The sequence below is a fragment of the Actinomyces oris genome (assembly GCF_001937445.1).
Lineage (GTDB): Bacteria > Actinomycetota > Actinomycetes > Actinomycetales > Actinomycetaceae > Actinomyces > Actinomyces acetigenes.
In genome coordinates, this window is record NZ_MSKS01000032.1 from 21013 (window position 1) to 44082 (window position 23070).

The 23070-nt window shown below is 69.4% G+C and carries 18 protein-coding genes; 7 read left to right on the forward strand and 11 right to left on the reverse strand.

Annotation, left to right across the window (positions count from 1 at the left end):
• Positions 1 to 38 precede the first annotated feature (38 nt).
• The 7 genes from BKH20_RS09800 to BKH20_RS13790 all read left to right on the forward strand — a co-directional run bounded on the left by BKH20_RS09800 (position 39) and on the right by BKH20_RS13790 (position 4941).
• A complete protein-coding gene (locus tag BKH20_RS09800; protein WP_075390909.1) occupies positions 39 to 1385 on the forward strand; it encodes a DUF4921 family protein in 1347 nt (448 codons plus the stop codon).
• A gap of 8 nt (positions 1386 to 1393) precedes the next feature.
• Positions 1394 to 2059: an SMI1/KNR4 family protein gene (locus BKH20_RS09805; protein WP_075390910.1), complete on the forward strand. Its 666-nt coding sequence runs from the start codon at positions 1394 to 1396 to the stop codon at positions 2057 to 2059.
• A gap of 329 nt (positions 2060 to 2388) precedes the next feature.
• Entirely contained in the window at positions 2389 to 2592 is a 204-nt protein-coding gene (locus BKH20_RS09810; RefSeq protein WP_256693132.1) for an Imm5 family immunity protein, read from the forward strand.
• A 251-nt stretch (positions 2593 to 2843) separates the two neighbouring features.
• Entirely contained in the window at positions 2844 to 3464 is a 621-nt protein-coding gene (locus tag BKH20_RS09815) for an Imm5 family immunity protein (RefSeq protein WP_178388585.1), read from the forward strand.
• A 177-nt stretch (positions 3465 to 3641) separates the two neighbouring features.
• Entirely contained in the window at positions 3642 to 4316 is a 675-nt protein-coding gene (locus BKH20_RS09820) for an SMI1/KNR4 family protein (RefSeq protein WP_075390912.1), read from the forward strand.
• 152 nt (positions 4317 to 4468) lie between these two features.
• The gene (locus BKH20_RS09825; RefSeq protein ID WP_075390913.1) at positions 4469 to 4774 is read left to right on the forward strand and encodes a DUF1778 domain-containing protein; all 306 of its coding nucleotides are present in this window, start codon (positions 4469 to 4471) and stop codon (positions 4772 to 4774) included.
• Positions 4771 to 4941 carry a hypothetical protein gene (locus BKH20_RS13790; RefSeq protein WP_256693133.1) on the forward strand — a complete coding sequence of 57 codons (171 nt, stop codon included), beginning with the start codon at positions 4771 to 4773 and terminating at the stop codon, positions 4939 to 4941. Before BKH20_RS09825 ends, BKH20_RS13790 begins: the two co-directional genes overlap by 4 nt.
• A gap of 96 nt (positions 4942 to 5037) precedes the next feature.
• Here the strand turns inward: BKH20_RS13790 and BKH20_RS09830 are convergent, their stop codons facing one another.
• From BKH20_RS09830 to BKH20_RS09880, 11 genes are all read right to left on the reverse strand, one after another.
• Positions 5038 to 5904, reverse strand: a complete 867-nt coding sequence (locus tag BKH20_RS09830; RefSeq protein WP_081381681.1) for a glutathione S-transferase C-terminal domain-containing protein — start codon at positions 5902 to 5904, stop codon at positions 5038 to 5040.
• Between the two features lie 260 nt (positions 5905 to 6164).
• Complete coding sequence (locus BKH20_RS09835; RefSeq protein WP_075390915.1) at positions 6165 to 9200, reverse strand: hypothetical protein; 3036 nt, start codon at positions 9198 to 9200, stop codon at positions 6165 to 6167.
• 389 nt (positions 9201 to 9589) lie between these two features.
• The gene (locus tag BKH20_RS09840; RefSeq protein WP_075390916.1) at positions 9590 to 10450 is read right to left on the reverse strand and encodes a hypothetical protein; all 861 of its coding nucleotides are present in this window, start codon (positions 10448 to 10450) and stop codon (positions 9590 to 9592) included.
• Positions 10450 to 10890: a YbjN domain-containing protein gene (locus BKH20_RS09845; protein WP_075390917.1), complete on the reverse strand. Its 441-nt coding sequence runs from the start codon at positions 10888 to 10890 to the stop codon at positions 10450 to 10452. Before BKH20_RS09845 ends, BKH20_RS09840 begins: the two co-directional genes overlap by 1 nt.
• 124 nt (positions 10891 to 11014) lie before the next feature.
• Entirely contained in the window at positions 11015 to 11497 is a 483-nt protein-coding gene (locus BKH20_RS09850; RefSeq protein ID WP_075390918.1) for a hypothetical protein, read from the reverse strand.
• 159 nt (positions 11498 to 11656) lie between these two features.
• Positions 11657 to 12712, reverse strand: coding sequence for a hypothetical protein (locus tag BKH20_RS09855; protein ID WP_070659301.1), 1056 nt, complete (start codon positions 12710 to 12712; stop codon positions 11657 to 11659).
• Positions 12713 to 13233: 521 nt separating this feature from the next.
• Entirely contained in the window at positions 13234 to 16887 is a 3654-nt protein-coding gene (locus tag BKH20_RS09860) for a DUF3320 domain-containing protein (protein ID WP_256693134.1), read from the reverse strand.
• Positions 16888 to 17202: 315 nt separating this feature from the next.
• A complete protein-coding gene (locus BKH20_RS09865; RefSeq protein WP_075390920.1) occupies positions 17203 to 19164 on the reverse strand; it encodes an ATP-binding cassette domain-containing protein in 1962 nt (653 codons plus the stop codon).
• Entirely contained in the window at positions 19161 to 20837 is a 1677-nt protein-coding gene (locus BKH20_RS09870; protein WP_075390921.1) for an ABC transporter substrate-binding protein, read from the reverse strand. The genes BKH20_RS09865 and BKH20_RS09870 overlap by 4 nt, the downstream gene beginning before the upstream one ends.
• Positions 20838 to 20940: 103 nt before the next feature.
• On the reverse strand, positions 20941 to 21927 hold the full coding sequence (locus BKH20_RS09875) for an ABC transporter permease (protein WP_075390922.1): 987 nt from the start codon (positions 21925 to 21927) through the stop codon (positions 20941 to 20943).
• Positions 21924 to 22970, reverse strand: coding sequence for an ABC transporter permease (locus tag BKH20_RS09880; RefSeq protein ID WP_075390923.1), 1047 nt, complete (start codon positions 22968 to 22970; stop codon positions 21924 to 21926). Before BKH20_RS09880 ends, BKH20_RS09875 begins: the two co-directional genes overlap by 4 nt.
• Positions 22971 to 23070: the final 100 nt, after the last annotated feature.

Consider the following 23070-nt stretch of genomic DNA (forward strand, 5'->3'; position numbering starts at 1 on the left):
CGGGCGCGCGAGCCGCCACAAGGCGTCACAATGGAAGCATGCTCATGCCGTACTCCCCCTCCGCCGAACCACTCACGCGCCTGGCCGATGGGACGGTCAAGCAGATCAGCCCCTTCACCGGCACCGAGGTGTGGACCGTGCCGGGCCGCGCCAACCGGCCCATCTCGCACCCGGTGGCGGAGGTCCGCCCGCTGGAGGAGGCCGACCGCACCCACAGCTGCGCCTTCTGCGCGGCGCGCTACCTGGATACGCCCCCGGAGAAGGCACGCATCGTGCGCGGGGCCGACGGCGGTTTTGAGCGCCTCGACGCCGTCGCCGCCTCCGCCCTGTTCGACACGGTGGCCGAGTTCCGGCGGGTGCCCAACCTCTTCGAGATCCTCTCCTTCGACTACTGGCACACCAACCACGGCTACGAGATCCCTGACGCCGCCCGCGAACGCATGGAGGCCTACCTGGCTGACCCGGCCGGCGTCGAGCACGTGGAGCGGGTGGCGCGCACCAAGCTGGCGGCCGCGGGCGCGGACCCGGCCTCCTGGGACACCATGAGCGAGCGGGACCGCCGCACCTTCCTGGCGGCCTTCTTCGCCGGGGGGCACGACGTCATCATCGGCCGGCGCCACTTCACCGACGACGCCCTCGACACCACGGGCCTGGCCGGCTCGGGGACGCTGAGCGTGGCCGAGCACCGCGCCTACACGCACCTGGCGATCCACGCGATGCACAGCCTGTACGAGGCCAACCGGTGGGTGCGCTACGTGGCCGTGTTCCAGAACTGGCTGCGGCCGGCCGGGGCGAGCTTCGACCACCTGCACAAGCAGCTGGTGGGCATCGACGAGCGCGGGGTGACCAGTCAGCTGGAGCTGCAGAAGGTGCGAGTCAACCCCAACCTGTACAACGAGATGGCGGTGGACTACGCCGCCTACCAGGGCCTGCTGGTGGCGAGCAACGAGCACGCGGTGGCCTTCGCCGGGTTCGGGCACCGCTACCCGACGCTGGAGGTGTACTCGACGTCGGCCATGCCCGAGCCGTGGCTCATGAGCCGCGAGGAGGTCGACGCCGTCTCCGACCTGGTGCACGCCCTGCACGCGGCCACGGGCGCGGACGTGCCCAGCAACGAGGAGTGGCACCACAAGCCACTCGACGTGGACCAGCCCATGCCCTGGCACATCACGCTCAAGTGGCGGGTCTCCACCCTGGCCGGTTTCGAGGGCGGCACGAAGATCTACCTCAACACCATTGACCCGTGGACGCTGCGCGACCGCGTGGTGGCGCGCCTGGAGGATCTGCGGGCCGACCGGCTCATCGCGCCGATGGCAGTGGGCGAGGAGTGCCCGACGGCGCCCAACCGGCTCCTGTACAACCCGGTCCTCACCGCCCGGCCGTAGGAGCTGAGGTGCTCAATGACGAGAGCCGACCGAGTCAGGGAGCGCGGGAGTTTACGTGGCCGGACTACATCGGCTGGGGATGGATGATCATCCAGCAGCGGATGGAGGCCGACTGGAAGGGCCTGTGGGACTACGCGTTACCACACGTGCACGCTACGGAGGAGACCGTGGCCCATACCGAAGCCGAGCTGGGCTTCCGCCTACCGCAGTCCTACCGCGACTTCCTCCTGGCCTCCAACGGCTGGCCCTACTTCTTCCAGGACATGACGATCTTCTCCACCTCCGACCTGCTGGGAGGTGACTTGCACGAGGCCGGCCAGATCCCGCTGGAGCTGGAGGAGTGCGTCGAGGCCATGGCCGCCGGAGGCGTCGTCGCCGCCGACCACTTCCCCGTAGCCGCCTCGCTGGAGTCGATCGACGTCGCTCTCATGGGAAAGCCCGACACCCCAGCAGAAGGCACCGTCTCCTGGGCGCGCGGCGAAGTGATCGAGCGATACAACGACTTCCTGGACTACTACCTGTCCATGATGGAGCTCAACAAACTCGATATCGCACGTCTACGAAGAGATTTCGGCCCTAAGCCCGAGGAAGTCCCCCACGCCATCATCGACTACTCCAAGGGTATACCAATCCCAGGCAACGCCCTCCGCGACACCCTGGATATCACGGATTAGACGATAGTCATTCAGCTTCAGCCTGACGCACCACTGCCACCACCAGGCCACCCACCCCCACCCCGAACACATAAATAAGCTTTATTTACTGCACCCTCAAACGCGAAGAGCCATGTATGGCACAGCATACTTCAAGAAGAAGCAGAACTAGATGAAATGATTTCTTTGGTCTACAATCTCGTTTCTGGAAACACACCTAAAGAAGAAGGAGAGACTGCTGGCGAAAAATTTCTCCAGAAGATTACAGATCGATATGGGAATAGAAGTCCAACTTTCCAGCTATTATGATAGCTGACGCAGTATCCGACACTGTGGTATCAGCTTGTTATATGGATCCTGATCTCGATATCGTCGATACTGCTGACGATGATGACGGTATGCTTCCAGACATGCTGGAAGCCAGTTACACATGCGCTAGCGCAGTTGCCGGGGCATTGAACTGGCAGCCATTGGAGGAGACTGACGTGGCTGCGCGTCGGGCGTTCTGGTTGTGGTACCTGGATGAGGCGATCCCAGCCGTCCTCGCCGGCTGATCCTTCCCGGAGAAGATTGCACGCACCGGTTCGTGACGCGATCGCTGACGTCGGTGAGAACCTCTCCGGTATGGTGGTCGTGGTTCCAGGGCATGGCCTCAAGAACGCCGACGACCCGACTGACGCCCCTTCAAAGGAGTGCCGTCACCGTTCCGACTAACAATAGCGGCAACGGCAGTGAAGTGACGATCCCACCAAGAAGTCCCAGGAAGCCTTCGACAGGACGAAGAAGGCGAAGGAGGGAGACTGCGATGATTAATATGGATGCCGTGAATCGGGAGATCATGGTGGCTCACGCTGAACTTGAGTCGAAAGATAATGTCAAAGGAGTTCTTTCTCTCGGGACTCGCACTCGCATCTGGACGGCGATACTGGACCCTGAGTGCGCCCACACGTCATACCGATATCGAATCGAATTGAAAATTCGGTGCGTCCGACACGTCCAACACTACTGGGATCGAGCCTTTCCTGGCGACAAGAGGGTTGAAGAAATGCTCTCCCTGGCTCAAGGATTGGTCGAGCGTCAACTTGACGCGGATGCTGCCTCGCGTCGCAGCGACCATTTTCTCATGGATGTGTACGATAAGGTTGAGGACTACAACTCCATCACACAGCCAGCCGTATTTGTCGCTGACGGCGCCGCCCATGCGGTCAGCTCTGCAACACATCGCGCCCCCGAGTATGACATATCTGACGACACGTTAGACGATGATGAATTCCTGCCGGACTCACTCGAGACAAGTTATGCATGCGCCAGCGCAGCTGCCGGGGCTTTGAACTGGCAACCGGTGGAGGAGGCTGGTGTGGTTGCGCGTCGAGCGTTCTGGTTGTGGTACCTGGATGAAGCGATCCCAGCCGTCCTCGCCAACTGACCCTGCCCTCTCCTCTTGACCTGTTCCGGCTCCTCATGGTGGCTGACCGCCTCGATCGCCTTCACATGACCGCCAATGTCGCCCTCAGTGAGCTTCGGTTCAGGAGGAACAGGATGACCACTGCCCGGTAGGATTCGAACCGACGATGATTCTCGTTGGGGAAAGAAGCTGAAGACCATGAATGACACCTCTGCTGACGCACCCCGTGAGGAAAGCCGACCGAGTCAAGGCGTTCCCCGCTGGACGTGGCCGGACTACATCGGCTGGGGGTGGATGATCGTCCAGCAGCGGATGGAGGCAGACTGGACCGGTTTGTGGGACTACGCGATGCCAAATCCGAAGGCGTCGGAGGAGACTGTTGCCCGCACCGAAGCCCAGCTGGGCTTCCGCCTGCCGGAGTCTTACCGGGGTTTCCTCCTGGCGGCTGATGGCTGGCCCTACTTCTTCCAGGACATGACGATCTTCTCCACCTCCGACCTGCTGGGGGGTGACCTACACAAGGCCGGGCAGATTCAGCTCGAGTTGGAGGAGTGTGTCGAGGCCATGGCCGCCGGAGGCGTCGTCGCCGCCGATCACTTCCCCGTCGTCGCCTCCCAAGAATCTATTGAGATCGCCCTCATGGGAAAGCCCGGCACTCCGGCGGAGGGGACCGTCTCCTGGGTACGCGGCGAAGTGATGCAGCGATATGACGACTTCTTGGACTACTACCTGTCCATGATGGAGCTCAACAAGCTCGACACCGCCGATATCCGCGAAAAGGATGGCCCCAAGCCCGAGGGAACCCCCCACGCCATCATCGACCGCCCCGGCAGCCCGCCGGTCTTCGAGGACGCCCGCCGCGACGACCTGTAACGGTGTGTAACCGAACCGGCTATGAGAGCCAAGTGCAGGGCGGGGCCGACGCAACGCCGGCCTCGCCCAAGCGCCCACACCGTGCACGTCACTGGCCTTGCACGCCCTCCCACCTGTACGTACATTTTCCGTTCCATCAAGGAGGCCGGAGCATGTCGATCTCAACAGCCCGCAGAACCCAGAGAATCGATCTGCGCGCCACGCCGCGCCAGGAGACCCTCATTCAGCAAGCGGCCTCCCAGACGGACCGCTCCGTCAGCGAGTTCATCCTGTCCGCAGCGACACGGGAAGCCGAGCGCATTGTCGCTGATCGCCGCTGGTTCTCCGTGACGTCAGAGCAACTCGAAGCCATTGAGGCCGTGTTGGACGCTCCGCTGGAGGAGACGTCCCGCTTCGCCCACCTATGGGACCGCCCCTCCCCCTTCGGAACCCGCATCAACCTTGACGACGAATCGTGAGCGCCGGAGGCCTCGAGTCCCCGCGGCGCCTCAGGCGCCAGGACGTCACGGCCGGCTTCCGCAGCGGGGCCACCGCCCAGGATGACGCCATTCTCGGTTATTACGCCATCACGACGGCCACATACTCCCGCGACGATGCGCCCCAGGGACTCAACCACCGCAGCTGAGCCGGTTGCTCGGGTCCTCCTGACCCGAACCGGCCGCGAGAACCAAGCGCCGGCTCGGGCCGACGTCGCCGGCCCCGCACCGGACCGGCGCGGCCTTCAGCAGCCCAGGGCGCTGCGCTCCTCTGACCCCACCCAGCCCGAGCGGCTCTCCAGGGCACGGAACCAGCGGGCCAGCGCCGGCCAGAAGGAGACTGACGGCGCCTCCCCGCCGGGGTAGTGCTGGCGCCCGCCGTACTCGTAGGACTGGACGGTGGTGAACAGGCGGATGTCGCTGCCGGTAGGCTTGTCGCCGCACAGGTACTGGCCGATGGCGACGACGGCGGACAGGGACGGCCCGTCGAGCATCGTCAGGCCGTCCTCACGGGAGGCCTCCATCCGCGTGGCGCGGGCCAGGAGGGTGTCGATGACGTCGAAGCCCACGAGGACGCCGTTGGCCGCCGCCGTGGCCTTCTCCGGGTCCTGGGAGTGAGTGGCCACCGCGTGGCCGACGTTGATCTGCGAGCCGATCCACGTATCCCAGGCGTCGGTGGAGTTGCGGCGGTTGAGCGGATAGAGGTCCGGGGCGCCCTCGCGCTGGAGGTCCCACCAAGCAGTGGACAGGTCGAAGAGCATGTCGCCGGAGTCGTCGCTGACGACCTCGCCGGTAGTGGTGTCCACGAGGGCCGGAACGGTGGGGGGCGGCTCGTAGCCGGGGGTCTTCTCGTAGACCTCGGCCAGGGAGCGGGCGCCGAGCGCCGGATCCACGCCGGGTTCGCCGTCGGGACCGGTCAGCTCCCAGTAGCCGTCCGCACCCTTGCCGTAGCTCCAGGACACGGGGATCGCCTCGGTCAGGCCCAGCAGGCGCCGGGCGATGAGGACGCGGCGGCACCACGGACAGGCCCCCGATGCCACGAGTCGGTAGCGCCCCGCCTCCACGGGCAGGTCGCCGCTGGGTACGAATCGGTGTGAGACTGCGATGGCCAAGGGGTGCCTCCCGGGAGGGTCGTCGAGGGGTTGGATGCCCACGGCTAATCATTCCTCGCATATCGGCCGCCGTCACCCGATTCTCACGGGGCGGAATCTCGCATCCCGTACCCGCCGACGTCGAACGCCCCCGCCCGGAAGGACACGCCCCCGGCCGCGTCGAATGTCCCCGGCCGTGAGCCAGGGCGGCGTCGCAGTCCAGGACAGTGTTGCGGGACAGGGAGGAACCGCATTGCGGGCCGCGCAGCCCGCGCCACACGTCAGCGCAGCGTCTCCTCGATGGAGGCCACGAACTCCAGGGCGTCATGCCCGTCCCAGTACGGCTCGCCCAGCAGGTCGCGCACGCGGGCGCAGGCGGCCAGGGCCTCGTCGCGCTCGCCGCGCTCGGCGTGCAGGCGGGCCAGCATGCACAGGGCGCGCGAGGCCGAGTCGCGGTCCTCGGTGTCCATGTAGCCGTCGTAGGCGGCCTCGCAGTGCTGGACGGCCTGCCAGTTCTGGCCGGTGCGCCACAGGATCCAGGCCATGTCGTCGTGCCAGTCGCCGATCTCCCACGCCGAGGAGTAGCCCTCGGTGTCGGCCACGCCGGCGAAGGCCTGGCGGGCCTCCTCCATGATCCGGCGAGCCTCGTCGAGCCGGGCCCGGGCCATGGGCAGGGTGAGGTCGTCCACCAGCGCCCGTGCCGAGCGGCGCAGCGCCCGCCCCCGGTCCAGGCAGCCCTGGTCGGTGCGGGTGTCCTCCAGGTCGGCGGCCTGGCGGAACAGGGCCGCGGCGCGCACATTGTCCTTGAGGTTGGAGGCGGCCATCGCCGCGTGCGAGAGGTACTCCCCCGCCAGCGCCCGGCGCCCCTGGTCCTGCAGGATCCGGGCGGCTTCCAGCGAGTGCTCGGCGACGCTCTCCTCCTCACCCATGGCCATGCCGGTCTGGGCCAGGAGCCGGTGCAGGTACAGGGCGATGCTCCTGGCCCCGGTGCGCTGGGCCAGAGCCAGCGCGGACTCCAGGACCTCGGCGCTCTCCAGGTAGCGCTCGGAGGCCTCCAGCGCCGAGCCCAGGGACAGCAGGGAGGCCACGGCGTACAGGGTGATGCCGGCGGCCAGCATGATGTTGGCCTGCTCGCGGAACTGGGCGATGGCCTCGTCGAACTGGCCCACCTCCATGGAGGAGATGCCCAGCAGGCGCCGACCGCGGGCGGCCAGGACCGGGGAGACCTTCTCGTGGCGGCGCATGACCTCCTCGGCCAGGAGGCAGCCGTTGTAGACGTCGCCGCACTCGGCCAGGACCTCGGCGCGCGCCATGTCGAGGATGTCGTCCATCCGCTCGGCGTGGCGGTCCTCGGGGACGGCGTCGGCGGCGCGGGCGACGACCTGGATCGCCCCGAGCGCCTCGTCCTTGGCGTGCAGGTCGGTGAGGACCGAGGCCCCCACGAGCAGGGCGTCGGCGGCCAGGACGAGCGCGTCGGTGCCCCCGGGGTCGAGCAGCTCGGTGGACACCAGGTCCTCGACCTGCGCCTCGATCTGCCCGATGAGGGAGGTGGCCCGCTGCAGGCGCTCATCGCGCACGGCGTCCTGGGAGCGCTCGGCGATGGAGTCGGCGGTGATCTCGTTGTCGAGGTTGAGCAGGTCCACGTAGTAGGCGCCCAGTGGCCCGAAGGCCAGCTCGATGAGGGGGCGGATCCGCAGGCGCTCGGCGATGGCCTCGTCCATCTCGGTGCGGCAGGTCATGGCGGCGGCGCGCAGCAGCCCCGTGTGGTACTCCAGGCCCGGGATCTCCTCACCGATCGGGGGCAGCAGGTCGCGCGTGGCCACCTGGTCGACGACGTACCAGTAGTCCATCGTCGAGGAGCCGATGGTGCGGCGGTGGTCGGCGTAGCGGCGCACCGCCTCCTCGCCGTTGCGCACTGGCCGGGGCCGCACGAGGTCCACCAGAGGGAAGGGCTCGTCGCCGCTCTGGTGGCTGGTGGCGGCGTGGGCGCGTCGGCCGGCCGTCTCCTGGCTCGACGATGTCGTGCGGGGCGCGTGCTCCTGGACCAGGCCGTTGTCGTCGGCCACGAGACCCAGGAGGGAGGCGACGTCGGGGGCGGCGCCGTCCTCGTCCACGGTCAGGCTCGTCTGGGCAGCCTCGGGCAGCTCCTCGGAGGGCTCCAGGAGGTCGACCTCCACGCCCAGCCCGTGGACCGCGCCGGGGGCGGCGTCGAAGGCGGCCCGGGCCAGAGATCGCTCCAGGTGGTCGGAGATGGTGGAGTTGCCGTTGCGCGTGTCGAACTGCTGGGCCAGGCGCCGGGCCCAGCCGGTCATCTCGGCGTAGGCGCGCGAGATCGTGGTGGAGGACTCCAGCCCCGGCAGCGGGTACCACAGGTCGGCGGCCGGGACCTCGACACCAAGGGGCTCCTCGCCGCGGCCCGCCCGCTCGGCCTCGCGCAGCACCAGGCTCATGCCGCGCAAGGCCGACAGCAGCACGTAGGCGGACTCGGCCTGCGCCAGCCAGGACAGGTGACGGCGCAGGATCTCCAGGCCCCGGTCCACCCGCCCCACGAGGGCCAGGTACTCCAGGTGGTAGGACAGGGAGATGAGGGCCTTGGGGTTGCGGCGGATCTCCCGGTAGGAGCGCAGGTGCGCCTCCCAGGCCGCCCGGGGCCGGCCGGAGGCCAGCAGCGGCAGCAACACGAGGGACTGCGTGGTCTGGGGCTGCACGGAACAACTGACGGCGCCGGTCAGCGCGGGCACGGCGGTGGCCACGGCCAGCTCCCAGGCCTCGGTGCGGTAGGCGAAGGCGACCTGGCGCATGGGGTCGCAGCCCTCGCAGTCGGCGTTCTCGTCGCGGTGGGTGGCCCGCCAGGCGGCCAGCTCCTCGGCGGCCTCCTCCTCGAGGCCCAGCAGGCCGGCGACCGAGGCGCGCTCTCCGTGAACGACGTGCATGGAGGCGCCCCCGGAGCGGTAGAACTCCTCGAGACTGGCCTCAAGCTGGCGCACCTTGTCCTTGGAGACCCTGGGGTTGGCGCCCGCCACGGCCACCGCCCACTTGAAGTGCCAGTGCAGGGTGCGCACCTGGGCGTCGTCGAAGGCCTCGGGATGGCGCTGGTAGCGGCCGAGGTTCCACGAGAAGGGCGCCAGCGCCTTCCACGCCTCGTTGCCCTGCTGGTAGGCCTCGGTCAGGGCCAGTCGGGTGGCGATCCGCAGGTCCTCGTCGCCCAGTGCGTCCGCCCAGCTGACGGCCTCCGCGATGAGGGCCGAGGTCTGGGGGCCGTGGCCGAGGGCATCGGCGTAGGCCAGACGCTCGAGGATGTCTTCGCGTGTGGTCATGGAGTCTGTCCTTCCGGGCGGAGCCTGACGTTGCACCGTCATGAGGCGAAGGCTTCCACCGTGTGCTGCAAGAACGCACGGAATGCGGTCCGTGTACCCCAGGGACGCCGTGGGTGGAGCGTCGTCCCGCACCGCTCACCGGTGAACGGCGGCATGGGCATGTCGGGCTCCTTTCGTCCAGAGGGCGGTTGTCCGACGTCCAGTGTTATCGAACAGTTATAGAATCCGCTACTGCAACGGCCAGCGGCAACTCCGCCTCAGGGCATGTCGGGGACGAGCGCCCCCACCGGACCGGCCGGCTCCAGGACCGCCCACCCCCGACGCAGGCTCCCACCACTCCAGTGTTTCCAACGGATGCCGCCGCGCCGGGTTCGTCAGACCCGCGCGAGCTAGGACACGAGCAGGGGCTTGGGGGTGTCGGTTGTCTCAGCCCCGGTTCCGCCCTCAGCATCACCCGGAGCGCCGGGGGCCGGCCCGTCGACGACGGCGGCCATCTCCACTGTCGCATCGGCCATGTCGGCAGCCACGCCGACGGTTATACCGGCCGTCATCGCGGCGACAGGAGCCTGCGCGCTCAGGTGCGTGGGCTCTCCTCCCACGGCCTCAGCAGCGCCGGCGCCGCCGGCGGGTTCACCGGTGGCCTGGGCAGGCCGGGGCGCCTCAGGCAGGACGATCACGGTCGCCCCGCCGCCCTCGCCGTCGCCATGGGTCTCGCCCTCGGTCTCCGGCCCGCTCTCAGCCCGGGACGCGGGTGCGCTCTCAGCCTCCGACCCGGCGTCGGGCCGCCTGTCGGCAGGGGCGTCCTGGGCGGCCAGGAGACCGAGGACCTCGCGCAGGGCCGTATCGACGCCGTCGAGGATGAAGTCCAGGGTGCCGGCCAGCTGGGCGTCGTCGAGCCCGACCCCGATGTTGGTGAGGACCTCGGCGCACAGGCCCAGGCCGGCGTCGTCGACCTCGGTGTAGAAGGCGGGGATGAGCCGGCCGCTGGAGACCTCCTGGGCCACGGCGCGCACCCGCGAGAGCTCCGCGGAGCCCGGCAGGTCGGCGGCGAGCTGGTAGTGGGCACGCACGGCGAGGATCCGGCGGTCGACCACCATGAGCACGTAGTCGAACCCGGCCGCCGAGAAGCGCACCACCCCCTCGGACAGGTCAAGGTCGTAGCGGTGGCCGCGCTCGGCCAGCCAGGCGGCGAGCCGCCTGAGAGTCACGGTCGGGGTCACCGACCCCTCCGGCTGATTCCACCAGGCCATCAGTCCTCCTCCCAGGTGACGAGCTCAGGGAAGCGCTCCTCCAGCGTGGAGAAGAAGGCAAGGGTCATGCCCAGGCCCATGTCCATGAAGGCGTCGAGCTGGGCCTGGCTCATACCCGCGCCGACGTAGGCCACCATCTGGGTGCTCAGCAGGAGGCGGCCGGGGTCGTGGGCGGGGGTGACGGCCAGGTCCGGACCGTAGGTGGAACGGTGCTGGGCGTCGATGAAGGCGCGCATCTCATCGAGGCGCTCGGCCGCCGGGCGCCCGCGCCACATGCCGGCCACGACGAGGGCGGCCTCCTGGTCGTGCAGGTAGACGCCGATGTCGCAGCCCGGGAAGCCCATGAAGACGGCGCCGTCCTCCTCGGGGCCGGCGGTGATGCCGTGCCGGGACAGCCAGGTCTCGACCCGCTGAAGGGTCAGAGCTGGTTGGGCGCTCATGGGATCTCTCGCCTCCTTCCCGGTGCGGGACGTGATGCGGATTCGGTGCGGGTGGCGCCGCCTGGGGCGTGCGGCGCGCAGCTGATGATCCGGCCTGGGGCCGGCGGTGACGCAGGGCGGGCCGTCAGAACTCGATGTCGGAGGCGATGTCCGCGACCGTGTCGACCTGGCCGGTGCCGACCTGTGTGCTGCGCACGCTACCCGTTGAGGCCCCCCGACCCCTAGTCGAGCGCGGGGCGCCGACGGCGTCGGGTCGGCTCCCGGCAGCCGGAATCCCTGAGCCCGCCGGCCCGGCGGGACCCCCGGGGGCGCCGGGACCGTCGGGGAGTCGTGCCAGCGCCTGGTCCAGGGAGCGGCCCAGGACACCGGAGGCCGACTCGGCCAGGGTCAGGCAGCGCGAGTCCATCTGCTCGGAGGTCGTGTAACCACGGCGGCCGGCGGCCGGGCTGGGTCGTCCTTTGCCGGCGCGTGCGGTGGGCTCGTTGCGCCCGGGGCGGGTGCGCTGGGGGGCACCCGCAGAGGCGGCCCCCACTCTCCCGTCCTCCCTGGCACCGGATGACCGGGAGAAGGAGGCGCTGTCTTGGGACTTCTTGCGGAAGCCGACCATGGTGGTCCTTTCGGGAACGGTTCCGAACGGCGTCGGGCCGCACGGGGGACGAAGAACTGACAAGCCGACGGGACGGCGAAGGAGTCGCGGCACGTCGTCGGACTCGAGCCGTCTGCGGGTCGCCCGAGTGCCAGGCTGGGCGGACGGCGGGTGGGAACGCTAGCGGGGCACCTCGCAGGAGAGCTGGTCGGCGGCGTGGGCCTGCTGGCTCCACAGCTCCTCGGTGAAGGTGTTGTCCAGGATGGAACGGGCCAGGGGCTCGTCGGGGCGCATGATGTCGCGCACCGTCTGCAAGATGAGCTGGCGGCGGTCCTCGAGGCCCTCCTGGCCCAGGATCTGGGCTGAGCGGCCCAGGCCTCCCATGAAGTTGACGTACTCCATGGCGTGGTACTGGGGGGAGACCTCGTCGGGGCGCAGCTGGTGGGTGCGGGTCTCCAGCGCCTTGCGCACGTCGCGGCGCAGAGCCTCCTGGCCGCCCTGGGAGCGCACGTAGAAGGGAAGCAGCCGGTTCATCATGAGGTAGTGGGCGATGGCGTAGTCGACGTAGTAGAAGAAGGCCAGGCCCACCCCCTCCTCGGCGGCCTGCTCCGACTCGGACTTCTGCCACTCGGCGTAGCAGGTGGTCTTGGCGACCTCCTTGGCCCAGGTGGGCGCGGCCGCCATGGCCTCGGTGGGCTGGAAGGCCACGCGCGACTTGCAGCGCGGGCAGGTGATGAACACCGGCATGTGGTAGAGCTCGGGCAGCGGCACCGGGTCGCCGCACTTGTCGCAGGTGAAGGAGAACTGAGCCTGGCGCCAGTCGGTCATGGCCCGGTTCCACTCCTCGCGGGCCTGCTCGGCGCGGCCGGGGGCGAAGACCTCCTCGATGATGTTGCGCAGGCGCGCCTCGAAGCCGCCCACGAGGTTGGCCGCGTCCTGGAGGCGGGCGGAGAGCTGACGGTCCTCGTCGATGGACAGGTCGGCGTCAATGTCCAGGAAGGGGGCGAAGTGCTTGGCGAAGACCCTCTGGGCCTTGGTGTGCAGGAACATGATCTGGGCCTCGACCTCCGAGCGGAAGGCGGAGACGGAGGCCGGATCGGTGATCTGCATCTCCATCGCGGTACGGGCCGAGCTGACGCCGAACTCCCGGGCGCGAGCCTCCAACCGGTCCAGGTAGGTGCTCAGGCGCTGAGTGAGTGCCTGAAGCCGCCGGTAGTAGCGGACGTAGGCGGACATGTCAGGCTCCTTGCGGTGGAGGATCGGGATTATCACTGAGGAAGGCGCCGATTGCCGAGGCTGTAGACACGCGACCCGGGGCCGGCGACCACGCCGACGCACGAGCCCGGCACAGAGACGCCCACGGCTGCCAGCACTGCGGATGCTACTCAACTAGAGACTTCAACTGCGACCTGTTCGTGATCTTTTGACATCGCCAGGCTCAGCATCCGGGCAGGACTCCCCCTTGCCATTCCTCCGACGACATGGCTTCTCGTCCGCCCACAACGGCGGCGCCATGCAGGAGAAAAGTCCTGGCGTGACCCACGTCGGAACGAGCCGAGAAACGCCGATAAGTGACAAGGATCACGATGTCGCTGCAGGTGTGATCCGGCTGGCCGGAGCCTGCGACGAGACCTTTCTGTGACCCGCGGGTGGCCCAACGGCCCTTGAACCGCGTGTTCGTAGGGTAGGTCGCCGGTTCGTACCCTTAACCCCCGAACGCGAGGCATAAGGTACGAACGCGACGGCGGGGCCGGCGGCTACGCGCGCACGCCCTCCACGTCCTTGAGGGCCTTGGTGAGAGCCTCCGCCACCCCACGCGCTCCAAGACTGCGGTTCTTCGCACTCAGACGCTTGAGCGCCCACCTGAACAGGTCTTCCTGGGAGGCCCACTCCGGGTTCTTGGCACGCGCCTGGGCCATGAGCCCCACCAGCTCGCGGGGATGGATCTCCTGGATGGACCCCACATGGTCCAAGGCGTTACGACGGTAGGTCGGAGCCGCGAGCGCGTCGTCCCGGCAGGCCCACACGAAGCCGTCCTCGTCGAAGTAGGCGAAGGCCTCCCCCAGGGCCGCCCGGATCGACTCCTCGCGTGATTTGACGGTTCGCGACAGTCCGAAGGCGCGGGAGATCTTGACGTAGAGCCGATGCTTGGAGATCGGGGCCTCGACCTGGCAGATGGCAGTGGCGACCTCGACAAGCACCTTCCTGGCCTCAGGGTCAGTACCGGCTCGGTCGAGGATCTCCAGGGGGCGCACACCCGCCGGGGTCCAAGCGGTGTACTCCTCGCCAGGGGCACGCGGGCCGGAAGCAGGAACCGGCGCCTCGCCGCCCACGTCGGTGGCGCCCCGGGCATCAGCCTTCGAGTCGTCGTCGGTCAGCGACGCAGCGTCCTCAGCACGGGCAGCCTGCCCCGATTCGAGCACGGTTGTTGACGGCGTCGGCGGCGCCCAGTGGCCGCCGGCTGCCGTGACGAGTCGAGCGACGACGGCCTTCGGGTCTGCCACCCATTCGGGCATCCAGACCCGCTCGACCCGCTGCCAGCCCATGGTGTGCAGGACCTCGACCGGCAGCAGGTCGCGCTCGACGACGCCCTCTCGTTTGTTCCACTGCGGCCCGTCGAGCATGACGGCCACGGTGGGGAGCTCTGGCTGGTCGGCACGTGCCAGCACGAGGTCGATCTCGAAGGTGGAGTGACCGACGCCGGTGTGGACCACGAGCCCGGCAGCGTCCAGCGCCTCGGCGATCTCACGCCGGTGCCAGTTAAGGGGGCTCTGCGAGGCCGGCAGGGCCCGTGGGGCCCGTCCCTCGGCGGCCTGGTGGAGGTAGGCGCGCAGGTCCTTGACTCCTCGGTGGGCCGTGCGCTCGGCGTGCAGGTCCTGGGGGTCGAAGCTGGTGAAGATGATGATCTGCCTGCGGGCCCGAGTGATGGCCACGTTGAGGCGACGCTCGCCTCCGGCATGGTTGAGCACCCCGAAGTTCAGCGGCAGGTCACCGTGCGCGTTGGCGGCGAAGGTCGCTGAGAACAGGATCGTGTCGCGCTCCTCACCCTGGACGTTCTCCAGGTTTCTGACGAACAGGCCGTCGCGGGCGCCGAGGGCCTCAATAACTCGCGGCGATGCGGCCTTGCGCAGCCTGTTCTCGATGAGGTCTCGCTGGCGGTCGTTGAAGGTGATGACGCCCAGCGAGGGCAAGCGCTCGGGGGATGCCTCGACGTGCCGGAGCACCTCCTCCACGACGCGTTGAGCCTCGTGCGGATTGGTGTTGGGAGAAGCACTGGGGTGCCGAGCCCTGTCCTCGGGCCGGAAGTAGCGGCCGCGAACCCGCCGCAGTGAGATGCCGTGCCCACCGGGGCCGTCATCAGAACCGGCGGCCATGGTCAGCGGGCTCGGGAAGGTGAGCAGCTTGCTGTCGTAGTAGTGGCGGTTGGAGAAGGCGACGAGGGACTCGTCCCGGCTGCGGTAGTGCCAGGTGAGACGGCGCTGAAGCAGACCACTGTCCAGGCACCGGGTGAGGATGGAGTCGGCCTCGGCCGCCTGCTCCCCTCGTGTCTCGCCGGCAGCGGGGGTGGGGGGCATCTGCTTGGGGTCACCGACCACGACCACGCTGCGGCCGCGCCCCATGGCACCCACGGCATCGGCCACCCGGATCTGGGAGGCCTCATCGAAGACGACAATGTCCACGTAGCGGCGGTCGGCCGGGAAGAACCGGGCCACCGAGTCGGGCGAGACGAGCAGGCAGGGAGTCAGGGCGGTGATGAGGTCGCCGTAGGTGCGGATCAGCTCGCGCACACTCATGGCGCTGCGACGGCGGTTGAGCTCGCGGCGCAGTGCCTCGGCGCGGGCGGCGGCGCCCTGAAGGACCTGGTCGCGGTGGGCCAGGACGACGTCGAGCAGTTCGGGGGTGAGGGCTGCCCGCAGCTCTTGGAGAGTGCTGCGGTAGCGGTCGATGAGCCGGTTGTGGGCGGCGGCGTCGAAGGCGTCCAGGCCGGTGGCGCGGGCCCGCTCCTCCAGGGCGGCTTGGGCGGCCATAGAATCGGCGGAGTCCTCAGAGCCCCCGAGCTGGGCAAGTATCTCTCGGAGCCCGCTATAGGACGGGCCAGCCGGCGCCGGCTCGTACAGGCCTCGACGGTAGGTGTCGAGCTCGGCGCGGATCCCGGCCAGCTCGGAGCGCAGCACAGTCGGGTTAGAGCGCTCAGCCACTTCACCGGCGCCGACCTCGGACCCGGCGCCGTCTCCGGGCTCTCCTCGCCGCAGGGCCAGGGCGCGGCGCAGTGCCCGACGAACCTCGGTCGGCTTCATTCCGTTGTCGTGCAGGTTGAGCAGCAGGTCCCCGATGCCGGTCTCCTCGCGCAGGCGCCGAGCGACGACGTCGAGGGCTGACTTCTTCTCGGCGACGAACATGATGGTCCGCCCCGTGGCCAGTGCCCGGAAGATGAGGTTGGAGACGGTCTGGGACTTTCCCGTTCCGGGCGGCCCCTCGACGACGAGGCTGCGCCCGGCGACGGCGTCGGCCACGATTCGGGCCTGAGCGGAGTCCGCGGCCAGGGGCAGGTCCTGGGTCGCCTCGTCGATATCGAGATCCGTGTGAGCCGGCCCAGCCGGGTCCACGAAGTTGTGGTGCCCTCCGGCCATGAGGTGGGCGACGAGAGGGTTGGCGGAGATCGTCGGCCAGTGGTCCTCGAGGTCCTTCCACATCCGGTAGGTGGAGAAACGGAACAGTCCCAGGTGGACCGTGGGGGTGACGACGTCGTCCCAGCCGGCACGTCGCAGATGGTCGCGCACGTTATCGAGAGTGGCTCGAAGGTCGATGCCGTGCTCGTCGAGCTTCGGGCTCCTCAGCTCGGTGAGCTCGATACCGGTGTCCCGCGCGAAACGGTCGAGGAAGGAGTAGTTGGGTGTGGAGGCGCCGGTCTCGTCGAGGATAAGCCTGAAGTCGTCGCCGATCCGCTCGAGGTTGACCGGAATGAGGATGAGCGGGGAGTGCAGGCGGCTGCCGTCACTGTCCCAATGGAGGGTGCCGATGGCCAGGTAAAGATTGTTGGCGCCGGTCTCCTCGACGGCGGTACGGGCGCTGGTGGCCAGGGCCTGGAGGCGCTGCACACGCTCCTTGGGTGCCAGCTCGACCTCGACGGTTCGTTCCTGCAGGAGTGATTCCGCTCGGATCTGCTCCTGCTGAAGGTCGTCGTCGGACAGCCCAGCGGGCCGGTATCGCCCCGCGGCGAGGGTGATGTACTCCTTGTCATTAACAAGATCCTCGAACTCGCCGATGAGCGCCGGCGGGACGCGCAGCTCCACGGCGTGGCGAGAGGTGCGATTGATGAGGGGGTTGCGCAGGGAGAGGTCGAGCAGGCTCTTCTGCCAGTTTTGGACCGGTGTGGGCGCCTTGGAAACGGGCAGGTTGTCAGAGGTCATGGAGTTCATGCGGTTCATGGGTGGTGAAGGGATGGGCGTCATCCCGCTCGCCCGACTCGGCTGGGCCGGCTCGGACGCCCCGCACACCACGAGCCTGTCGTTGAGGGACGCCGATGGCCGCCGGTGGACGGCCGCTGCGGGCAGGGGATAGGGATTGCTCCGGCCGACAAGCGCAGATTACAACGGTCCCTGAAAGGAACAGACCATTCCTCCGAAGAGCCCCTCCCCCGCGTGTTCGTAGGGTAGGTCTCCGGTTCGTACCCTTAACCCCCGAACGGGCGGCTTAAGGTACGAACGCGACGGCGGGGCCGGCGGCTACGCGTGCACGCCCTCCACAGCCTTGAGGGCTCGACGACGCTCGCGGCGGGCGGCCTGCACGGCCGGATCGGGCACGGGCACTGCCATGACCAGGCGCCGGGTGTAGTCCTCGCGCGGGCGGGCGAGCACCTGCTCCGTGGGCCCGGACTCCACGACTCGGCCCTCGTTGAGCACCACCGTGCGCGCGGCGATGGAATCGACGACGGCCAGGTCGTGAGAGACGAACAGGCAGGCGAACCCCAGCTCGGCCTGCAGGGCGCGCAGCAGGTCCAGGACCACGGCCTGAACGGAGACGTCCAGGGCGCTGGTGGGTTCGTCGGCGATGACCAGGCGCGGGTCCAGGGCCAAGGCGCGGGCGATCGCCACCCGCTGGCGCTGGCCACCGCTCATCTCGTGGGGGTAGCGCTCGGCCATGGCGGCCGGCAGGCGCACCGCCTCCAGCAGCTCGCGCACGCGCGCCCGTCTGGCCGGGGAGTCGAAGCCGCCGTGGATGAGCATGGGCTCGGCAATCGAGGCTCCCACGGTGCGCCGCGGATTGAGGGAGGAGGCCGGGTTCTGGTAGACGACTCCCGTCGAGCGGCGCACGGGCAGCAGGTCGCGGCGCCGGGCCCCGGCCACCTCGACGCCGTCGATGCGCACACTGCCCGAGGCGATGGGCACCAGCCCCGTGAGGGTCCCGGCGATCGTCGACTTGCCCGATCCGGACTCGCCCACCAGCCCCAGGACCTCGCCCGGCGCGATCGTCAGTGAGGCGTCGCGCACGGCGTGGAGTGTGCGGCGCCCGTTGCGGTACACGACGTTCAGTCCCTCAACGGCGACGACGGGCTCGGCCGCTCCCTTGGCCGGCGCCTCGGACTCGCGAGCGACCGCGGCGAAGGGGTCCTCCTGGCGCAGGGAGTCCAGGCGGGGCACGGCGGCGAGCAGCTCGCGGGTGTACTCGTGCCTGGGCTTGCGGAAGATCTCGCGCACGGCTGCACGCTCGACGATGCGTCCGCGGCGCATGACGGCGACGTCGTCGGCCACATCGGCGACGACGGCCATGTCGTGGGTGATGAGGAGGACCGCCACGCCCTCGTCCCGGGTCAGGGAGCGCAGCAGGTCGAGGATCCCCGCCTGGACGGTGACGTCGAGCGCGGTGGTGGGCTCGTCGGCGATGAGGACCGGCGGGTCGCAGGCCATGGCCAGGGCGATGCAGGCGCGCTGGAGCTGGCCGCCGGAGAGCTGGTGGGGGTAGGAGCGGGCGATGCGCTCGAGCACTTCACCATCGGCACCGGCGGCACTGTCAGCGCTGTCAGCACTGTCCTTCCCACCTGTACCGCCGCCGCCCAGCCCCACTCGGGCGAGCAGCTCACGCACCCGGGCGTCGACCTCGGCGCGGCTGAGCCGGCCTGACCGGCCTAACCCTCCTGGTCGGCCGGGTCGCCGTCGGCCCCCGCCACCGGTCTGAGGGCCGGCATCCGATCCGGCGCTCGCGTGGGCCCGCCGGAAGGCGTCGGGGTGGGCACGCACGGCCTCCCCGATCTGGAAGGCGATGGTCTCCAGCGGGTCCAGGGCCGTGGTCGGCTCCTGGAAGATCGTGCCGACGAGGCGTCCACGCACGTCGTCGAGCACCGGGCGCGAGGCCCCCACGAGCTCGACGGCCTCCGCGGTCCCGGGCTCTCCGCCGTCCCGGCCGGCCTCGCGGACCGGGCCGGGGTCGATGACGCGCGCCGAGCCGGTGACGGTGGCGGTGGGAGGGAGCAGACCCAGGGCGCCCAGGGCGGTCACCGACTTCCCGGAGCCGGACTCTCCGACGAGGGCCTGGACGCGGCCGGGCCGAAGGTCCAGGTCGATCCCGGTGGAGGCGGGAGCTTCGGAGCCGGCGAAGGTGACGCCGAAGCCGCGCAGGCTCAGCGCCGCGTCGTCGGCGCCCGGTACGTCGGTGGACTGCGCGTGGGCGCCCCGGGTCGGCCGGCTCATGAGGCGCTCACTCCGACCACCTGGTAGCTGGGGTAGGCGGGGTAGGACTCGACGAAGAACCCGGCCACGCCCGAGCCGTGCAGGAAGGAGTTGCGCCGGTAGGCCAGGGGCACCACGGGCACCTCCTCGGCGATCTTGCGGTCCAGGGCCGCCCACTGGGCCTGCGCGGCCTTGGCGTCGAGGTTGGCCTGGGCCTGGGCGATGGCAGCGTCGACCTCCGCGTTGGAGTAGCGGGCGTAGTTGGAGCCGCCCGAGCCGATCTCGGAGGAGGCGAACAAGGGCTGGATGTTGGCGTTGGCGGAGGGGTAGTCCGGGTTCCAGTTGGCGATCGCCAGGTCGTAGGTGGAGCCATCGCCCTTGGTGGCGCGCTCGGTGAAGGTGTCGGGCTCAACCGGCTCGATGGTGACCTTCAGGCCCACCTCCTTGAGGGACTGGCCCACGGCCTCGGCCATCGCCTTGGAGGCGGCGCCGTTGTCGGTGAGCAGGACCAGGGTCGGCACGGTCTTGCCGGTCAGGAGCTCCTTGGCCTTGGCGGCGTCGTGGGGATAGAGGTCGTAGCTCTGACGGCCGGGGATCCCCGGGGTGATGTAGGTGGAGGCGGCCTGGGCACCGAGCTCCCCACCCAGGGCGGCGACGACGGCGGCCTTGTCGACCGCGTGGGCGATGGCCTTGCGCACGTTGACGTCGCTGACGCGCTGGACGTTGATGGCCAGGAAGGCCAGCGGCCCGCCCTCGGGCGTGGTGGCCAGGCGGGACTTGGCGCTCTTGTTGGCCGAAACCTGGGCGAGCTGGGCGGCCGAGACGCGGTCGGCGCCGAAGGCGTTGCGGTCCTCGCCGGAGTCGGCGATGAGCCGCTGAGCGGAGGTGGTCTCGTCCTGGCCGAGTGAGAAGGTGAAGGTGTCGGGCAGGGCCAGGCGGATGCTGTCGGTGTCCTTGGACCAGTGCGGGTTGCGCTTGAGGGTGATGGAGGAGCCCTGCTTGTACTGGTCGATCTGGTAGGGCCCCGAGGCGATGGGGGCGTGGGAGTAGGTGGCGGGGTCGTCGCCCTCGGGCACCGGGGCGAAGGCCGGCTGGGCGACGATCCAGGGCCAGTCGCCGAAGGCGCGCGCCAGGTGGAAGACGATGGTGGACTCGTCGGGGGTCTCGATCGAGCTCAGGTGGGCGCCGGAGTACGGGCCCTGGTAGCCCTCGGCGCCGGCCAGGAGGGACTTGTGGTAACCCAGGCCCCCGGAGAGGGCCGGCGCGAAGGAGCGCTCGACGCCGTGCTTGATGTGGGCCGAGGTGATGGCCGAGCCGTCGGAGAGCTTGAGGCCCTTCTTGAGGGTGAAGGTCCAGGTCCGGCCGTCGTCGGAGGCCTTGCCGGTGTCGGTGGCCAGGTCAGGGGCGAGCTCGACGGGCTTTCCGGGGGCCAGCTTCCAGGTGGTCAGACGCCGGTGGACCAGGCCGAGGGAGGTCATGGGCATCGACTGGCTCTTGGCGGGGTCCCAGCCGACGTCGGTGGCCGAGGTCAGGACGATGAGGTTGCCGCCGGCCTTGGCGCTGGCCGAGGCGCTTGACGACGAGCGTGAGTTGGCCCCGCAGGCGGCCAGGGTCAGCGCAGTCAGGACGGTCATGCCGGTTCCGGCCAGGAAGGCGCGGCGAGAGGCGATGAGGGTGCGGTGGGGGTGAGACATGGGTGTCCTTCCTGTGCTGCGGTCGGCCCGTGGTGGGTCGCCGATCGGGGTCCCGACGCCGTCGGCGCCGGAGGAGTGGCGGGGAGGGCCTTGGGCAGGCCGGTCAGAGGCGGGGGTCGATGAGGGTGGCGACGGTGTCGGCCACAAGGTTGGCGACGACGACGAAGGCCGCGGCGACCAGCGTGACTCCCATGACGACGGGGACGTCGGAGGTGCCGACGGCATCCATGAGGAGGGCGCCCAGGCCCTGCATGGAGAAGACGCGTTCGGTGATGACCGCGCCACCCAGCAGGCCCCCCAGGTCGAGGGCGAAGTAGGTGACCACCGGCAGGGAGATGTTGCGCATCACGTGGCGGCCGACGACGCGGCGCTCGGGCAGGCCGACGGCGCGGGCGGTGCGCACGTAGTCCTCGCCGAGGTTCTCCAGCATCTCGCCGCGCACCATGCGGGCGTAGACGGCCGCGGAGATAAGGGCGAGGACGCACCAGGGCAGGATGAGGTGCCAGGCCCAGTCCAGGGGGCTGTCGGCGAAGGGGACGTAGCCGGAGACCGGCACCATGTCGAGGGTGAAGCCGAACAGGAGGATGCCCAGCAGCCCCACAAGGTAGGCGGGTGAGGAGATGCCCAGGACCGTTCCGGTCATGATGGTGCGGTCCAGGCGCGAGCCGCGTCTGAGTGCGGAGACGACGCCGGCGCCCACGCCGATGGCCAGCCACAGGACGGCGGCGCCCACGGCGATCGAGGCGGTCACGGGCAGTCGGCTGGCCACGAGCTCGCTGACCGGCGTCGACAGGCGGAAGGAGTAGCCCAGGCAGGGGGAGGCGCAGACGATGGCGCCGGAGCCCTCACCGAAGGTGCGCCCCCCGACGATGCCCTGGAGGTAGTGCCAGAACTGGGTGTACCAGGGCAGGTCGTACCCCATGAAGGCGCGGGCACGCTCGAGGTTCTCCGGGGTGCAGGGCCGGCCGCAGGCCAGAGTGGCCGGGTCGGAGGGCCACAGGGAGAAGATGGCGAAGGTGATGAAGACGATGATGACGAGGGTCGCCACGGTGCGGACGAGCCTGAGGCTGAGGAAGTGCAGGCGGTTCATCGGTGCTCACCGGTCCTGGGGTCGAGGGCGTCGCGCAGGCCATCGCCGAAGAGGTTGAAGGCCAGGGTCACCAGGAACAGGGCGGCGCCGGGGAAGACGAGGTACCAGGGGTCGGTGGCGACCCAGGTGATGGCCGAGCCGATGGAGCGGCCCCAGGACGGTGTCGGCGGGGGCACGCCCACCCCGAGGAAGGACAGGGCGGCCTCGGCCGTGATCTTGCCGGGGATGGAGATGGTGGTGAGCACGATGATGGTGGCCACGAGGTTGGGCAGGACCTGAGTGGTCATGATGTGCAGGCCACCGGCGCCCATGGCGCGCGAGGCCCCCACGAAGGTTCGGGCGCGCACGGCCATGGTCCGCGAGCGCAGGACGCGTGCGGTCGAGGGCCAGCCGAGGATCCCGATGATGAGGATCATGACCGGTACGCGCGGGGCGGTGGCGGGGATGATCGCGGAGATGGCGATCATGAAGACCAGGTGGGGAAAGCCGAGGGTGATGTCGGTCAGGCGCGAGACGATGGCGTCCCACCAGCCGCCCAGGTAGCCGGCGCTCAGCCCCAGGCTGATGGCGATGAGCATTGACAGAACGGTGGCTCCCATGCCGATGGAGAAGGAGGTGCGGGTTCCCTCCACGACGACGGCGAACAGGTCTCGCCCCGTCTGGGGCTCGACGCCGAAGGGGTGAGCGACGCTGATGCCCCCGAGGCGGCCGGCGGGGATGCCGGAAGGCGTGAGCAGGTCGAGGTGGTAGGTGTAGGGGTCCACGCCGAGGGCCCGGGTGATCCAGGGGGCCAGGAGGGCCACGAGGGTGGTCGCGATGACGACGGCGCCTCCGGCTAGGGCCCAGCGGTCGGCGGCCAGGCGGCGCCATACCTGGTGGGAGCCGCCGGGGCGCTCGTGGAAGGCGCGGTCGGCGGTGGGCGACGCGGCGTCTGAGGCAGAGGCCTCGGCAGCGACTTCGACGGTGGCGTCGGCAGGGTCAGCGGTCTCGAGGGGGCTAGTAGCGCTGGTGGAGGCAGGGGTGTCCTGGGTGGACGAGTGCACGGGGGCACCTCACAGGTGTTAGGAGCAGGCGCTCAACGAATGGGGCGTGGGCTGTCGTCAGCGACAGCAACAGCTCCACATTCGCTTGGCCATGATGTTC

Coding starts and splice junctions, on each gene's coding strand:
- BKH20_RS09835 (WP_075390915.1), bottom strand. CDS start 9,200: ATGACCACACGCGAAGACATCCTCGAGCGTCTGGCCTACGCCGATGCC.
- BKH20_RS09840 (WP_075390916.1), bottom strand. CDS start 10,450: ATGGCCTGGTGGAATCAGCCGGAGGGGTCGGTGACCCCGACCGTGACT.
- BKH20_RS09865 (WP_075390920.1), bottom strand. CDS start 19,164: ATGAGCCGGCCGACCCGGGGCGCCCACGCGCAGTCCACCGACGTACCG.
- BKH20_RS09820 (WP_075390912.1), top strand. CDS start 3,642: ATGAATGACACCTCTGCTGACGCACCCCGTGAGGAAAGCCGACCGAGT.
- BKH20_RS09870 (WP_075390921.1), bottom strand. CDS start 20,837: ATGTCTCACCCCCACCGCACCCTCATCGCCTCTCGCCGCGCCTTCCTG.
- BKH20_RS09845 (WP_075390917.1), bottom strand. CDS start 10,890: ATGAGCGCCCAACCAGCTCTGACCCTTCAGCGGGTCGAGACCTGGCTG.
- BKH20_RS09800 (WP_075390909.1), top strand. CDS start 39: ATGCTCATGCCGTACTCCCCCTCCGCCGAACCACTCACGCGCCTGGCC.
- BKH20_RS09875 (WP_075390922.1), bottom strand. CDS start 21,927: ATGAACCGCCTGCACTTCCTCAGCCTCAGGCTCGTCCGCACCGTGGCG.
- BKH20_RS09810 (WP_256693132.1), top strand. CDS start 2,389: ATGGATCCTGATCTCGATATCGTCGATACTGCTGACGATGATGACGGT.
- BKH20_RS09855 (WP_070659301.1), bottom strand. CDS start 12,712: ATGTCCGCCTACGTCCGCTACTACCGGCGGCTTCAGGCACTCACTCAG.
- BKH20_RS09825 (WP_075390913.1), top strand. CDS start 4,469: ATGTCGATCTCAACAGCCCGCAGAACCCAGAGAATCGATCTGCGCGCC.
- BKH20_RS09850 (WP_075390918.1), bottom strand. CDS start 11,497: ATGGTCGGCTTCCGCAAGAAGTCCCAAGACAGCGCCTCCTTCTCCCGG.
- BKH20_RS09815 (WP_178388585.1), top strand. CDS start 2,844: ATGATTAATATGGATGCCGTGAATCGGGAGATCATGGTGGCTCACGCT.
- BKH20_RS09860 (WP_256693134.1), bottom strand. CDS start 16,887: ATGACCTCTGACAACCTGCCCGTTTCCAAGGCGCCCACACCGGTCCAA.